Consider the following 15777-nt stretch of genomic DNA (forward strand, 5'->3'; position numbering starts at 1 on the left):
CAGAGGAGACTAACGAAGACGATGAGAAAAGCACTGATCGTATGGGGCGGCTGGGACGGTCATCAGCCGAAGGAAGTTGCGGGTATTTTTCAAGACGTGCTGGCGAAGGAAGGCTTCGAGGTAGAAGTATCGGATACGTTGGACGCGTTTGCGGACGGGGAAAAGCTGAAGGGCCTTGATCTGATCGTTCCGATCTGGACGATGGATAAGATTAAGCCGGAGTATGTGCAAAACGTATCGGAAGCCGTTCAAAGCGGCGTTGGCCTTGCCGGCTGTCATGGCGGCATGTGCGATGCTTTCCGGGAAAACGTAGACTGGCAGTTCATGACCGGAGGCCAATGGGTAGCGCATCCGGGCAATGACGGTACGGATTATGTCGTAAATATCAAGCATAGCTCCAGCCCTCTGACGGAAGGCATCGAAGACTTTGAAGTCAGCTCGGAGCAGTATTACCTGCATGTCGATCCGGCAGTTGAAGTGCTCGCAACAACCCGGTTCCCGGTGACTGAAGGGCCTCACTCCCTGAACAAGGCGGTTGATATGCCGGTAGCCTGGACGAAGCGTTGGGGCGTTGGACGCGTTTATTATAACTCGCTTGGCCACCAAGCCAACATTATCGATATTCCCGTTGTCAAAGAAATGATGCGCCGGGGCTTCAACTGGTGTGCGGAAGGCAAAACGGCAGCGGTAAACGGAGGGACTCACGCTCATGCAAAAGCTTAAGGTTGGCGTTATCGGAACTGGCAATATCAGCAGCGCGTATTTGAACAACGGAACGAAATTCGATTCGATGGAAATTGTCGCTTGCGCGGATTTGGATGTAGACCGCGCGAAGGCGAAAGCCGAGGAATTCGGCATCCGCGGCTGCTCGGTGGAAGAACTGCTCGCCGATCCGGAAATCGGTATGGTCATCAACCTGACGATTCCGCAGGCGCATGCGGCGGTATGCCTGCAGGCGCTTGAAGCCGGCAAGCATGTATACGTAGAGAAGCCATTCACGGTTACCCGCGAAGAAGCGCAAGCCGTGCTAGAGCTTGCGGCACGCAAAGGGCTGCTTGTGGGCAGCGCGCCGGATACGTTCCTTGGCGCCGGTATTCAAACGAGCATCAAGCTGATCGAAGACGGCTGGATCGGTACGCCAATCGGCGCAACGGCGTTTATGATGTCGGGCGGACACGAGATGTGGCATCCGGCTCCTGAGTTTTATTATCAGAAGGGCGGCGGCCCGATGTTCGATATGGGGCCATACTATCTGACGGCTATGGTAGCCATGCTTGGACCAATCAGCCGCGTAACCGGCATGGCTCGCGCTTCCTTCCCTGAACGGACGATTACCAGCCAGCCGAAGTTCGGGCAAAAGATTCAGGTTGAGGTTCCAACGCATGTCGCGGGCATTATCGAATTTGCATCCGGTCCGATTGGCACGATTCTGCAAACCTTTGACGTAAGAGGCGGGTCCACTTTGCCTCGCATCGAAGTGTACGGCTCGGCGGGCACTTTGCTTGTTCCGGATCCCAATACGTTTGGCGGTCCTATCCAGTTCAAACGCGCGGGCTCGCATGAGTGGTCGGAGATTCCGCTCGTGTATCCGAACACGGATAACGTACGCGGCCTAGGCGCTGCCGATCTTGCGAAAGCGGCGCTTACCGGACGCAAAGCGCGTCCAAGCGGCGAGCTTGCTTATCACGTGCTGGAAGCGATGCATGGCTTCTTCGATGCGGCCGAGCAAGGCGCGCATTATACCATGAAGAGCAGCTGCGAGAAGCCGGCGCCGTTTACGCTTGGTCTTCAACCGAACAGCTTGGACTAATTTTTTAAATATAAGCCATTCTAGGTCGGCGGGTATCCCGCCGGCTTTTTTTCGATTAAACCCTCTTATGGCCGGAGTTAAATTATGGTATCTTTTGGGTAGAAGCCTGAAAGGGGTTATGCCTGATGACTGCTCAAACGCAGAACCGCGTGCTCATCCGTAATGGGATTGTTGTGCTTGAAGACCAGCTTGTCGCTGCAACGATCGCCGTCAAGGACGGTATCATTGACGCGCTTCTGACTGATGAAGAGGCTATTCGGCAGTATGAGCATAGCTGCGGAGATGAGGCTATGAATCGGATTGATGCAGCAGGGCGATATATTCTCCCCGGATTAATTGATATTCATAACGACGCGATAGAGAAAGAAGTGCAGCCAAGGCCCAACACTTTATTTCCGCTCGCGATGTCGTTCCTGGAATTCGAACGCAAAATGCCGCTTCATGGCATTACAACGATGTACCATTCTTTGTCGCTTGGCGTAGGCTTAAGCTTGCGAGGAGATCATCTGTTGACGGGGATGGTTGAATGTATTGACCAGTACCGGAGGGAGCGCTCGGTTATCCGCAACCGGATCCATTTGCGTTATGAGGTTTCTTACCTAGCGGGCTATTCAATCGTTGAACAGTATATTAAAGATCGGAAGATAGACTATTTGTCCTTTATGGATCATTCCCCGGGTCAAGGTCAGTACAGGGCGCCGGGATCTTTTGAACGGTATGTCATGAAAAATCAAGGGGTTGGCATCGAGGAAGTACAGGTTATCGTTGAAGAGCTGCTTATGCGCAGAAACCAGATCGATTGGGAGAATCTTCGCGAGCTCAGCCGTTTGGCTGGACAGCAAGGCATCAGGCTTGCTTCCCACGATGATGATTCGGTGGAGCAAGTAGAGCGTTCGAGGGGCTTTGGCGTTTCGGTAACGGAATTTCCGATTAACATGGAAACCGCCCAATATGCCGCCAGATCAGGTTTATTCGTATGCGTGGGAGCTCCTAATCTCGTGAGAGGAGGATCCCATGATCATAACCTGCGAGCATTGGATGTTATTAAGGAAGGCGAAGCAACCATTATTTGCTCCGATTATCATCCGTCCTCGTTATTAAAGGCTATTTTTATGCTTGCAGAGCAGGAAGTGCTGGATTTGCCGGCGGCTGTTCGTTTGGGGACTCTTTACCCGGCGCAGGCGCTTGGCATTGCCGATCAATACGGGGCGATCGCGCCGGGTAAAGCTGCAGATTTAATCCTTGTTGATCAATACCAGGGCCATCCTTGGGTTACGCATACCATTGTTGGCGGCAAAACCGTCTATACTGCGGATGTGCGTTAGGTCGCAGCCGGCTTCAGTTGCTGAAGCTTCGCATGCAGGGCATCAACAAGCTTTGACTGCTCCTCGGCGGATATCTCTTTCCAGATCAGCTCAAATAATACGCCAAGTCCGGGGAGCGTTTTTTCCTCATTGCCGACGGAGTCCTCGATAACGTCCTTCATTTGTTCTTTTGTGTTGTTTCTGACGTTGTTGATAATGGCTTGACGCAAATCCAGATTAATCAATCGGATTCCCTCCAAGTCTTCATGAAATCGTGCTTCATTACTGTTTCCGAATCAGGCGATTTTCATCCGGGCGCGGTGGATATGCTATAATAATCAGGATTAGGCAACGTCGTAAACGCATCTTGCAGGCTTTGAAGGGAGTAGGATGAAACGAAATGGCCAAGAAACAATTTGCAGTTATCGGAATGGGGCGGTTTGGCTCCAGTATCGCCAGTTCACTAACGGAAATGGGCTTTGAGGTGCTGGCCATAGATTCGAGCGAAGACCGTATTCAGGACGCCATTAATAAAGTTACCCATGCCGTATCGGCGGACTCAACGGATGAAGAAGCGCTTCGTTCGCTTGGCATCCGCAACTTCGATGTTGTCGTAGTGGCCATTGGGGAAGATATTCAGGCAAGTATTCTCACTACGCTAATCCTGAAGGATCTTGGCGTCAAAATGATTGTCGTCAAAGCGCAAAACGAACTGCACGGCAAAGTATTAACCAAGATCGGTGCGGATAAAGTGGTCTATCCGGAGCGGGATATGGGCATGCGCGTCGCTCATCATTTAATTTCCCCTAATATTCTGGAGTATATCGAGATCTCGGAGGATCATAGTATCATTGATCTGAAGGCGCCGGAAGCGATGATCGGGAAGAGCCTCAAGCAGCTGGATATCCGGGCGAAATTCAAATGCAATGTAATGGCGATCAAGACGAACGGACAAATGAACATCGCCCCTTATGCCGATGATCTGATCCGTCCGGAGGATGTCCTTGTTATCGTTGGAAGAAACGCGGATTTATCCAATTTGGAAATAGCTTATTCGGAAGGCTGATCGGAATTATGAATCATTTACTATTAACCTCTATTCAAAATGAACGGGTGAAGCAGTGGGCTTCCTTGCTGGATAAAAAATACCGGGACCGGACAGGCCTTTTTATTATTGAAGGCGTCCATCTTGTGCAAGAAGCATTCAAGTCCTCCGCAGCCGTGCAATGCGTCGTGTATAATTCGGAGCGCGGCATCCCGCATGAGCTTGAGCAGCTTGCCCGGGAGGGCGGGGCGGAATGGGTGCAGGCAACAACGCAAGTGATGGCGAAATGCACGGGAACCGATACGCCGCCGCCGGTGTTCGCCGTGCTGGAGAAGCTGAAGCGCGACGATACCGCTTTGTTCCGGAATAACAGCCTGGTAGTTGTCCTGGACGGGGTGCGCGATCCGGGCAACGTCGGCACGATTATCCGCAGTGCGGATGCGGTTGGCGCGGATGCGGTTGTGCTGGGCAAAGGCAGCGTAGATCTGTATAATCCGAAGACGGTGCGTTCCACGATGGGCTCGTTATTCCATCTGCCGATTATCGAGGCGGATCTCGCGGAACTGCTGCCCGAGGCGCAAAGCAAAGGAATCAAGCTTGTCGGGACAAGCCTGCAGGCGACGCACACCTGCTATACATATGACTGGACGGCCGGCACTTGGCTACTGATGGGCAATGAATCGGAAGGATTGTCCGATGCGGTACGGCTGGCGGTTGACGAATCGGTTATTATTCCGATGCAGGGCGAAGCGGAGTCGCTGAATGTCGCGATGGCCGCAACGGTGCTTTTGTATGAGGCTGTGAGGCAGCGGAAATATAGCTGATAGGTTTGGGAATGAAACGAAATAGCAGTCTTAAAAATGACTGGAGCTTGGTTGGCGATTATTCCAACCATGTCTTCAGTCTTTTCTTTTTTATAAACTTTTCAATCTACCTTCGATCTTTATATTCTAAAACGATTACCAAAAACAATTTAAGATAGTACATTTTGTAAGATTTCCGCCAAAGGTAGAATGAGGGCAATAGCCAAAAATGACTACGGCAGGGAGGGAATAAATGAAAGCGGTTTATTTGGCCGATAGGACTTAGCTTGGGGCTGTTTATTGATATGATTCCGGGGAGGATTGTAAATGCTCACGAAAAGATTCAGGTATTTGCTGCTTTGTCTCGCGGTGCTGCTGATGCTGCCGCAATGGAGCGGAGCGGCTGCGGCGGCTGAACAGACGCCGGACCAGACAGATTCGATATCGACATCGGCAGCAACGGGGGGGACGGAGGTGTCGGATTTCTATAATGTCATTATGCAGGTAGGAGCTGACCCTTGGGTTTACAAGCATACGGATGGCTATTACTACAACGTCTTTGTCAACGCCAGCGGCATTATGATCCGCAGATCCACGACTATCACCGGCATTGACTCGGGCGAGAGGAGCTTAGCCTGGACACCGGTTAAGGGGACTATGTACAGCTCCGATGTATGGGCGCCGGAAATGCACTATCTCAAAGATACCGACGGCAAATATAAATGGTACATTTACTTCGCGGCTGACGACGGAACCAATGCCAACCACCGCATGTACGTGCTGGAGAATGCCAGTGATAATCCGATGACCGGAACCTGGGAGTTTAAAGGGAAAATTACCGATTCTACCGACCGTTGGGCGATCGACGGTACCGTGATGACGGTAAATGATAGACATTATTTCATCTGGTCCGGCTGGGAGGACACGGATGGAAGCTTTCAAAACTTGTATATGGCGGAAATGAGCGATCCGCGGACGATCAGCTCGAATCGGGTATTAATATCGACGCCTGACCATGATTGGGAAACATCCCCGGGCCGGATCAATGAAGGCCCCGAGGTCACCATTCGCGGCAACACCATCAATCTGGTCTATTCCGCAAACGGCAGCTGGACAGACAGCTACTGCCTTGGACTAATCACTGCCCAAATTGGCGACGATCTGATGAACCCCAGTTCTTGGGTAAAACAGGACAAGCCGATTTTCTCCAGCGCCAACGGCGTTTACGGCCCTGGTCACCATAGCCTCACCACATCTCCCGACGGCAGCGAGGACTGGATTATCTACCATTCCGCCCGCTGGTCAGGCTCCGGGTGGACCCGCAATGTCCGTGCGCAGAAATTTACCTGGAATGCAGACGGAACGCCGAACCTCGGAGAACCGGTCGATCCGAACAAACCGATTGCCATACCTTCGGGGGAGCCGGTACGCCAGCGCTATGAAGCGGAGACCGCTTTATTGGTGAAGGATCCGAGCGGCGAAACCTCTCCCGCCGTTAGGCTGGAAAATACCGCTTCCGGCGGGAAGAAGATCACCAATATCAAGAATGCCAACGATTATGCTCAGTTTACAGTCAACGTCCCGGAGGCGGGATTTTACGTGCTGTCCGCGCGAAATGCTAACGGCGCATCAAACGGGGCGGATGCCTCCCAAATCTTGTCGGTCAACGGCAGCTCCGGCACTAATTTGAACATCGTTTATTCCGGCGGCAATCGCTGGGGGGCCTCCACGGCGAAGGTCTATCTGAAGCAAGGCGACAATAGCATTCGCTTCCGTGCGGGTACGAACCTTGCCGAAATGGACAGTATGGATGTCGTTAAGCTTAATGTGGCATCGGAAATTTTATTCGATACTCCGGGGTATACGCTTGGTTTGGGTGAAAGCCGCAGTTTACCCGTGTATGAGGTGACAGGCACTAGTTATTCCCCTATTAACAGCGGAGTTTCCTTCACTTCTTCCAACAAAGAGATTCTGGATATTGATGGGAATGAGATGAAGGGGCTTAAGGCGGGCAGCGCCACGATCACCGCGGCATATAACGGGCAAACGGTCTCGGCTACGGTAGTTGTTGCCGCTGAGCCTAAGTCCGTGAAGTCTATTGCCATCAGCGGATTGAACAACATCCTGAACAGCGGTATGACAGGGCAATTGCAGTTGGATGCGAGCTACAACACCTATGAAGTTCAGGATGTGACGTCTAGTGCATCGTACTCCAGCAGCAACCCCGACGTGGCTAAGGTTACGGATACGGGTCAGGTATATGACGTTCAACCGGGAGATACGGTGATTACAGCCGCATACGATGGCAAGGAAGCAAATTTCAACTTAACGGTAACACCTGATCCGTCCGAGTTGCCTCAGGTTCTTACTCAAGTAAAGACTCCCTCCGGAATGACACCAAGACTGCCCGGCGTTGTTGACGTCGACTACAAGGGGGAGAAGGGCACTGCAGAGGCAAGCTGGAAGCTGGAAGGAATTGATTTCAACTCCATAGGCCATGTTCAGGTGCCCGTCATTTTGACGCTGAATGGCGAGAGTATTCCTGCTGCCGTTTCCGTGGAGGTTATTCCGGGATGGGGCCTTGACGAAATCGTGAATCAAATTCGCAGCAGGATAGACAATTTCTCCTATCCTCTGGGCGAAGGCCTCGGCAATTATAGCCGATCCGCGTATAATGCCCTTCTGGATAAGCTGAGCCATGCGGAGGAAATAGCCACAGACGCGAGTCTGACGGAAGAGCAGTTCAACGAGGAACAGAGTTCTCTGGCTCAATTGGAAGCAGATCTGTTAGGTTCGCTGAGCAGTACGCAGGATGGCGTGTTCTATAACGCTTACCGGGATTTCTCCGGCGATGAGACGGGCAAGTATCCGTTCGGGATTACCGTTGAAGACTTAACCAACGGCGCTGCCGCTACCGTGCAGGAAGAAGACGGGAATAAGTTCCTTCGGCTGACTACAACGGCTACTTCGGGCAAAGCCAATCTGTTCCTGCCTTATCTTGGTGAGGTGACGGCTACGGGGGATCAGCGCATCGTTATCGAATATCGCGCAAGATTAAATACCAACTTCCAGTATGCCAATGGCGCCATGACGAGGAACGACAGCGGTACAAGCAATTATTCGATGGTTACGGCTTTTGATACGGGTAAGATTATGGTGCAAAACGGAGGATCCAAGAAATCCGTCCTAAACTACGCGCTTAATACCTGGTACAAGATTAAAATGGTGGCAAACTGGGATGCCAAAACTTACACCGTCTATATAAACGACGATCCGGTTCCAGTAGCCACGGACTTCGTCTTCCGCCATACAGGCGGCACTAAGCTGACCGGCCAGCGGTTTGGCGTCGACGGTTACGCCAATGCCTCCATCGACTTTGACGACTTCAAAGTTATGGTTACCGGAGTCGCGAAGGCTGCGCCCGAAGGGCTTGCCGCCGGCAATGAAACAGCGGCTGGAGCTAACGATGGGCGCATCACCGGCGTGAACGCCTCGATGGAATGGTCCTCCGACAATGGAGGGACGTGGTCTACAGTAGAGGGGGATGCTATTTCGAATCTGTCTCCGGGAACCTACTGGGTTCGATACCGGGAGACGGATACCCATAAAGCCAGCTCCTATGTGGAGCTGACCGTTACGGGCTACACTCAGCCGAATCCCGTCACCGGACTGAGCCTGGACAAGACCAGCGTCCAGCTGTATACCAACTATGGAAGCTCGACCGTTCAGCTTACCGCCAATGTGGAGCCTGCTAATGCTGCGAACAAAAACGTGACGTGGAGCACGTCAAATTCGGCTGTAGCTACGGTGGACGAAAACGGTCTTGTGACGATCCGCAACTCGGGTACAGCCGTTATTACGGCGACAACCGCAGACGGCAGTTACACCGCATCCTGTACGGTGACTGTATCGGTATATACCGCTAGCGGCGGCGGTGGTGGCAACAACAGCGGTTCTAGCAACGGATCCGGCACTACGATTAAGAACGAGGATGGAAGTACGACGACCATCGTCACCGATCAGACGACCGGAACGGTAACGGAGACGACCACTTGGCCTAACGGGGTCAAGGTTACGACGATGACGACTTCTCTTGGGGAAGTAACGGCCAACGTCCAGCTGCCCGAAGGAGTGGCGCAGGCGCGGATTACGATTCCCGCCAAGAAGGCCTCCGCTTCCACAGTAGCCTATACGGTCAAAGGAGACGGCTCCAAGAAAATCATTGGGGACTCCGTTCTAACGAAGGATGGAGTGAGCTTCATAGCCAAAGGCGATATGACGGTGAAACTGATGGACAATAAGATCACCTTCAAGGATGTGCCGGACAGCTATTGGGCCGCGGAGGCGATTGCCTTTACCGCCAGCCGCGAACTGTTCCTTGGAACGGAGCAAGGGATTTTTACCCCTAATGCATCCATGAGCCGCGCAATGCTCTTTACCGTATTGGCCCGGTTTAACGGCATGGAGACCGAAGGCGGTTCCAATTGGTACGAAAAGGCGCAAGGCTGGGCTGTGACTGCCGGGATTAGTGACGGCAGCGCCCCTGAAGCTGCCATTACACGGGAGCAGTTGATCACTCTTCTGTATCGGTACGCCGGACAACCTGACGCCAGCGGCAACGGCAAAAGCTTCGCGGACAGCAGCGAGATTTCCGCTTGGGCAAGGGAGGCCATGGATTGGGCTGTAGCGACGGGGATTCTGAACGGCAAGCCAGGGAACCTTCTGGAGCCTGGCAGCGATGTCTCCCGGGCTGAAGTGTCGGCCATAGTTGCGCGTTTTATAGCTTTGCGGATCTAGCAAGAACTTATCCTTACACTCCCATTTTCAGGCTTTGTCCAAATGGGAGTGTATTTTAACTGAAAATGTAAGCGATAACAAAAACGGAAAATGAGGTGAATTAAAGTGATCAGATATACAAGACGCGTGATCGCCGTAATGATCATGATCACGCTTTTTGCCGGGATGATGCCCGCCTATGCAGCAAGTAATCCTTCCCCTGAGGACGACGGACTTGTATCGGAAAAGGGAGAAGCTGGCGATTTCCCCGTAGCGGTTAACGGAACGGCAGCGAACATCTGGGTTGATGATGCGGAGGAAGCTCCGGTCAGACGAGTGGTGAACGACTTGAAGGAGGACATCAAGCGAGTCACCAATCTGGACGCCAATGTAAGCAGCGAATCGGCGCTGCCTTCAGGTCCTGTCGTGATTGTGGGCACATTCGCTGACAGCGCTGAAATTAAGACGCTGGTGAGCGAAGGGAAAATTACAGCCGATGAAGTAAGCGCAATTAAAGATAAATGGGAGGCCTACTTAATCAAAGTGGTGGATGAAAACACCCTGGTTATAGCAGGTTCGGATACCCGCGGAGCTATTTTTGGCGTATACGAGCTCTCGGAACGTATGGGGGTTAGCCCCTGGTATTTTTTTGCCGACGCAGCAATCAAGACCAAGAGCACCGTATATGTAGCTGCCGGTACTTCCGTTACCGATATGCCGGATGTGAAGTACCGCGGCGTTTTCCTCAATGATGAAGAGAAGCTTGGCCGCTGGGCCAAGGAAGTATTTAAAGACCCGGATAATATGGGGCCCAAAACATACGCCAAAATTTTCGAGCTTATTTTACGATTGAAAGGCAACTACATCTGGGCGGCTATGCATGTTAATTCGATTAACAATGTACCGGGTAATATTGATCTCGTAAAGGAATACGGCATCGTGCTTGGTTCCAGTCACCCGGATATGCTCCTGCGGACGAACACGCACGAGTGGGATGCTTGGAAACAGGACTATGCCGCGAAGATGGGGATTAATCCGGATACAATCGAATATGACTACACGGTAAGCAAGGATGCCGTGCTCCAGTACTGGCGCGAAAGCATTGAAAGCCATAAAGATATCGATGCGCAATGGACACTGGGGATGCGGGGCATACATGATGAAGCTTTCAATGTGAAAAATCTGATGGAACCCGCCTATGATTACCTGGGTGGTGATCTGGATGAGCGGAAAGCCGGACTGATGAATGAGATCGTTCGGGAGCAGCAGAAGATGCTTCTGGAGATATTAGGTCAGGAAAAATACGATAATTCGTTCCAGGCGTTTATCCCTTACAAGGAAGTTCTTCCGATCTATAATCATCCCAAATTTGATCTGCCCGAGAATGTGACCGTGATCTGGTGCGACGATAATCACGGAATCATGCGGAGAATGCCTGATGCTACAGAACGCGCTCGCGAAGGCGGACATGGGTTATACGATCACGTTTCCTACTGGGCTCCTGCTGACCAGAGCTATACGTGGCTCAATTCAATCCCTCTTTCCTTAATGGGGGAGGAGCTTAGCAAGTCCTGGGACCATAATATTCGAAAGTCTTGGATATTGAATATAGGCGATATTAAGCCGCAGGAAGCGGAGATGACCTTCTTTATCCGTTACGGATGGGATGTAGAGAAATACAAGAATCAGTCGGATCAATTTTTGAAAGACTGGATTGGCGAACAGTTCGGCAGCACGCACAGCGACGAGGCAGCTGACATTCTCACTGCCTTCTACCAGCAGACCAACGTTCGCAAGCTTGAGCATATGCAGGTTGGCGTCTTCAACCAGACCCAATACGGGGATGAAGCTTCGAAGCGCATGGCGGTATATCAGGACTTGTTCAACCGCACCGCGGCCATTTATAATGCGCTGCCAGAGGAGCAGAGGCTAAGCTTCTATGAGCTGGTCCAATCCAAAATAAACTGGGCGTATTATGTCAATAAAGCCTACTATTATGCGGATCGAAGCAATCTGGCTTACGATCAGGGCAGGATGGCTTCCGCCGATTCGTTCCTCAAGCTGTCGCAAGAGGCGGATCTGGCGAAGAAAGCGGAAATTGAGCGATACAGCACAATGGCGGGCGGCAAGTGGAAGGGATTCATTGATCCCGAGAATGCGGCGCCTCCGGTCATTAATCAGCTTCCGCCAGGCACGCCGGCGCTAGTGCTGGGGGAACCGTCCCTAGGCGTGGTTGTACAAGGCGAGAATTTACCGCAGGAGAATTCTAAGTTAGTCTTCTCCCCTTACAACCAAGACGGTAAATTTATCGATATCTTCAATAAAGGAGCCGGCAGCATCAATTGGACTGCAGCCGCCGATCAGCCTTGGGTACATCTCTCCTCCTTAGCAGGCGCCATCAGCGACGAGACTCGCCTCTCCGTTACAATCGATGAGATGGAAGCCCACAAAGGCGAAGCAGCAACGATTACGATTACCGATACGACAGCGGGCACGGCCAAGACCATTCAGGTGGCGATTGAGAATCCGGCATTGGCCCTTTCCGAAATTCAAGGATATGCGGAAGCCGACGGTTACGTCTCGATTGTAGCGGAGCATTACAGCCGCTTAAACGCAAACGGCAATAAGACCTGGCAAATCATTCACGACCTGGGTCGTGGGAATGGCGGTGATGTCGTACGTGCTTACGATCCTGATCTTGGAGCCGTGGATGAAGCTGCGATCACTTCTACTGCTCCCAGCTTGGAGTATGATATCAACCTAACTTCCGCAGGACAGTTCCCGCTCGAGATATACCGGATTCCCACGCTTAATTCCAAAGGGAAGGTACGCTTTGCCGTATCCGTGGACGACGAATCCCCGATTGTCGTGGAATCCGCCGCTGCCGATGAGGGGCAAGGCACGATCTGGGTAAGCAACCTCTTCCATATGATCGAGAAGCATGTGGTGAAAATGCCCGCTATGACAGCGGGAAAACATACCATCAAGCTGTGGATGGTGGATAGTTTTATGATGATTGACAAGATGGTTCTGTATACCGGTCCGGATGGCGTCATTCCAACCGAGCTTGGTCCTGACGAAAGCTACAACAATAAATATAATACGAAGTTCAGTCCTGGCACCGATCTTCTGCCCAGGACCTCAACAGCAGCGGAACCGAAAAACATCCCGGCCGGCTGGGGAGCGGGTGCTTTTGTTGAATCGGGTGGTACGGTAGGCATTGAAGCCGAGTTCGCCATGGAACATGAGCTTGAATCCGAAAGTCAAATTACGGATGACATGAAGGCTTACACCGTTTCCAAGCGTGATAAGGCTGTCGAGGTTGCAGGAAAGATCCCCAATGCCTGGCGTCTCACGCAATCAGACACCGGCATGGCGATGCGCCTTCCCGACCTGGGCGGACAGTGGTCCGAGACTGCCGAATTCCCTGTATACAGTCCGGAATTGACGTATAAAATCGATTTTAGCAATACGGGAACTTATAATGTCTGGGTACGCTGGAGGTATGTGGACAACGCTTCCGACTCCATTCGCGGCGGCTTAGATGGAAGTAACGGAAATTTCTCGACGGATGTTTTCTTCACCAATAATTTGGATGAGAAATGGCATTGGAAAAACGTAGGCAAGGTTAACGTCGCGACAGCGGACGAGCACTCCTTCAGCCTATGGATGCGCGAGGACGGCCTGTATATTGATCGCATCTACCTGACGAAAAGTGGAGAAACCCCAACCGACGCCCTATGGAATCCTTCCCTCCGGACGGAGAGTACTGCGGGACAAAGGCTCCAAGCTGCCGTGGACGCAAAGCGCGCCGGGATGTCCGGGATTTCTTATCCATTAGGCGATGCTCTTGGTCATTACCGTCAAGCTGCCTATGACTCCTTGATGAATGCGCTGAACGCGGCGGATGCCTTGGCTAAGAGCGGTACGGCTACTGAGCAGCAAGCTGACGAAGCTCTGAATGCTATTACTGTCGCCGAGACAGCGCTAGCCAATTCTCTCGTCCTTACACAGGATGGCGTGGCCTATAATGCCTACAGAGATTTTTCCGGAGATGAAGCGGGAGAAGTTCCTTACGGCTTTAACGTAGAAGATCTAACCAACGGCGCTGCCGCTACCGTGCAGGAAGAAGACGGGAATAAGTTCCTTCGGCTGACTACAACGGCTACGTCGGGCAAAGCTAACCTGTTCCTGCCTTATCTGGGTGAGGTGACGGCTACGGGGGATCAGCGCATCGTTATCGAATATCGCGCAAGATTAAATACCAACTTCCAGTATGCCAATGGCGCCATGACGAGGAACGACAGCGGTACAAGCAATTATTCGATGGTTACGGCTTTTGATACGGGTAAGATTATGGTGCAAAACGGAGGATCCAAGAAATCCGTCCTAAACTATGCGCTTAATACCTGGTACGACATTAAGATGGTGGCAAACTGGGATGCCAAGACTTACACCGTTTATATAAACGACGATCCGGTTCCAGTGGCCACGGACTTCGTCTTCCGCCATACAGGCGGCACTGAGCTAACCGGCCAGCGGTTTGGCGTCGACGGTTACGCCAATGCCTCCATCGACTTTGACGACTTCAAAGTTATGGTTACCGGAGTCGCGAAGGCTACGCCCGAAGGGCTTGCCGCCGGCAATGAAACAGCGGCTGGAGCCAACGATGGGCGCATTACCGGCGTGAACGCCTCGATGGAATGGTCCTCCGACAATGGAGGGACGTGGTCTACAGTAGAGGGGGATGCTATTTCGAATCTGTCTCCGGGAACCTACTGGGTTCGATACCGGGAGACGGATACCCATAAAGCCAGCTCCCATGTGGAGCTGACCGTTACGGGCTATACTCAGCCGAATCCTGTTACCGGGGTGAGCCTGGAAAAGACCAGCGCCCAGCTGTATACCAACTATGGAAGCTCGACCGTTCAGCTTACCGCCAATGTGGAGCCTGCTGATGCAGCGAACAAAAAGGTGACGTGGAGCACGTCAAATTCGGCTGTAGCTACGGTGGACGAAAACGGCCTTGTGACGATCCGCAACTCAGGTACAGCCGTTATTATGGCGACGACTGCAGACGGCAGTTACACCGCGTCTTGCACAGTGACTGTGTCGGTATATACCGCTGGCGGCGGTGGTGGAAACAGCGGTTCCAGCAATGGATCTGGCACTACGATTAAAAACGAGGATGGAAGTACGACGACCATCGTCACGGATCAGACAACCGGAACGGTAACGGAGACGACCACTTGGCCTAACGGGGTCAAGGTTACGACGATGACGACTTCTCTTGGGGAAGTAACGGCCAACGTCCAGCTGCCCGAAGGAGTGGCGCAGGCGCGGATTACGATTCCCGCCAAGAAGGCCTCCGCTTCCACTGTGGCCTATATGGTCAAAGGAGACGGCTCCAAGAAAATCATTGGGGATTCCGTTCTAACGAAGGATGGAGTGAGCTTCATAGCCAAAGGCGATATGACGGTGAAACTGATGGACAATAAGATCACCTTCAAGGATGTGCCGGACAGCTATTGGGCCGCGGAGGCGATTGCCTTTACCGCCAGCCGCGAACTATTCCTTGGAACGGAGCAAGGGATTTTTACCCCAAATGCATCCATGAGCCGCGCAATGCTCTTTACCGTATTGGCCCGGTTTAACGGCGTGGAGACCGAAGGCGGTTCCAATTGGTACGAAAAGGCGCAAGGCTGGGCTGTGACTGCCGGGATTAGTGACGGCAGCGCCCCTGAAGCTGCCATTACACGGGAGCAGTTGATCACTCTTCTGTATCGGTACGCCGGACAACCTGACGCCAGCGCCAACGGCAAAAGCTTTGCGGACAGCAACGATATCTCCGCTTGGGCAAGGGAAGCTATGGATTGGGCTGCAGCCTCGGGGATCCTGAACGGCAAGCCAGGGAATCTTCTGGAACCCGCAAGTAGCGTCACCCGGGCAGAAGTGTCCGCCATAGTTGCGCGTTTTATAGCTTGGAGCAGTTAGCCGAAAAAGTTTTTATCCCACGTATAAATTTCCAGCGACTCCGCA

The 15777-nt window shown here is 52.4% G+C and carries 8 protein-coding genes; 7 read left to right on the plus strand and 1 reads right to left on the minus strand.

From position 1 onward, the window contains the following. Positions 1-21 precede the first annotated feature (21 nt). The 3 genes from PJDR2_RS05890 (at position 22) to PJDR2_RS05900 (ending at position 3135) form a co-directional block, all read left to right on the plus strand. Positions 22-723: a ThuA domain-containing protein gene (locus PJDR2_RS05890; RefSeq protein ID WP_015842743.1), complete on the plus strand. Its 702-nt coding sequence runs from the start codon at positions 22-24 to the stop codon at positions 721-723. Next, positions 710-1810 carry a Gfo/Idh/MocA family protein gene (locus tag PJDR2_RS05895; RefSeq protein ID WP_015842744.1) on the plus strand — a complete coding sequence of 367 codons (1101 nt, stop codon included), beginning with the start codon at positions 710-712 and terminating at the stop codon, positions 1808-1810. The genes PJDR2_RS05890 and PJDR2_RS05895 overlap by 14 nt, the downstream gene beginning before the upstream one ends. 125 nt (positions 1811-1935) lie before the next feature. Then, positions 1936-3135: an alpha-D-ribose 1-methylphosphonate 5-triphosphate diphosphatase gene (locus tag PJDR2_RS05900; RefSeq protein WP_015842745.1), complete on the plus strand. Its 1200-nt coding sequence runs from the start codon at positions 1936-1938 to the stop codon at positions 3133-3135. Here the strand turns inward: PJDR2_RS05900 and sspI are convergent. Further along, on the minus strand, positions 3132-3359 hold the full coding sequence (sspI, locus tag PJDR2_RS05905; protein WP_015842746.1) for a small acid-soluble spore protein SspI: 228 nt from the start codon (positions 3357-3359) through the stop codon (positions 3132-3134). The two genes, PJDR2_RS05900 and sspI, sit on opposite strands and share 4 nt — an antisense overlap. Before the next feature lie 155 nt (positions 3360-3514). Between sspI and PJDR2_RS05910 the strand changes: the two genes are divergently transcribed. The 4 genes from PJDR2_RS05910 (at position 3515) to PJDR2_RS05925 (ending at position 15732) form a co-directional block, all read left to right on the plus strand. Beyond that, on the plus strand, positions 3515-4180 hold the full coding sequence (locus tag PJDR2_RS05910) for a potassium channel family protein (RefSeq protein WP_015842747.1): 666 nt from the start codon (positions 3515-3517) through the stop codon (positions 4178-4180). A gap of 8 nt (positions 4181-4188) precedes the next feature. After that, positions 4189-4983 carry a TrmH family RNA methyltransferase gene (locus tag PJDR2_RS05915; RefSeq protein WP_015842748.1) on the plus strand — a complete coding sequence of 265 codons (795 nt, stop codon included), beginning with the start codon at positions 4189-4191 and terminating at the stop codon, positions 4981-4983. A gap of 306 nt (positions 4984-5289) precedes the next feature. Beyond that, positions 5290-9759, plus strand: coding sequence for a family 43 glycosylhydrolase (locus tag PJDR2_RS05920; protein WP_015842749.1), 4470 nt, complete (start codon positions 5290-5292; stop codon positions 9757-9759). 105 nt (positions 9760-9864) lie between these two features. Next, entirely contained in the window at positions 9865-15732 is a 5868-nt protein-coding gene (locus PJDR2_RS05925; RefSeq protein ID WP_015842750.1) for a glycosyl hydrolase 115 family protein, read from the plus strand. The last annotated feature ends 45 nt before the right edge of the window (positions 15733-15777 follow it).

The organism is Paenibacillus sp. JDR-2 (assembly GCF_000023585.1).
Classification (GTDB): domain Bacteria; phylum Bacillota; class Bacilli; order Paenibacillales; family Paenibacillaceae; genus Pristimantibacillus.

Excerpts from the sequence above, each read along its gene's own strand:
- PJDR2_RS05890 (WP_015842743.1), top strand. The coding sequence starts at position 22 with ATGAGAAAAGCACTGATCGTATGGGGCGGCTGGGACGGTCATCAGCCG.
- PJDR2_RS05895 (WP_015842744.1), top strand. The coding sequence starts at position 710 with ATGCAAAAGCTTAAGGTTGGCGTTATCGGAACTGGCAATATCAGCAGC.
- PJDR2_RS05900 (WP_015842745.1), top strand. The coding sequence starts at position 1,936 with ATGACTGCTCAAACGCAGAACCGCGTGCTCATCCGTAATGGGATTGTT.
- PJDR2_RS05910 (WP_015842747.1), top strand. The coding sequence starts at position 3,515 with ATGGCCAAGAAACAATTTGCAGTTATCGGAATGGGGCGGTTTGGCTCC.
- PJDR2_RS05915 (WP_015842748.1), top strand. The coding sequence starts at position 4,189 with ATGAATCATTTACTATTAACCTCTATTCAAAATGAACGGGTGAAGCAG.
- PJDR2_RS05920 (WP_015842749.1), top strand. The coding sequence starts at position 5,290 with ATGCTCACGAAAAGATTCAGGTATTTGCTGCTTTGTCTCGCGGTGCTG.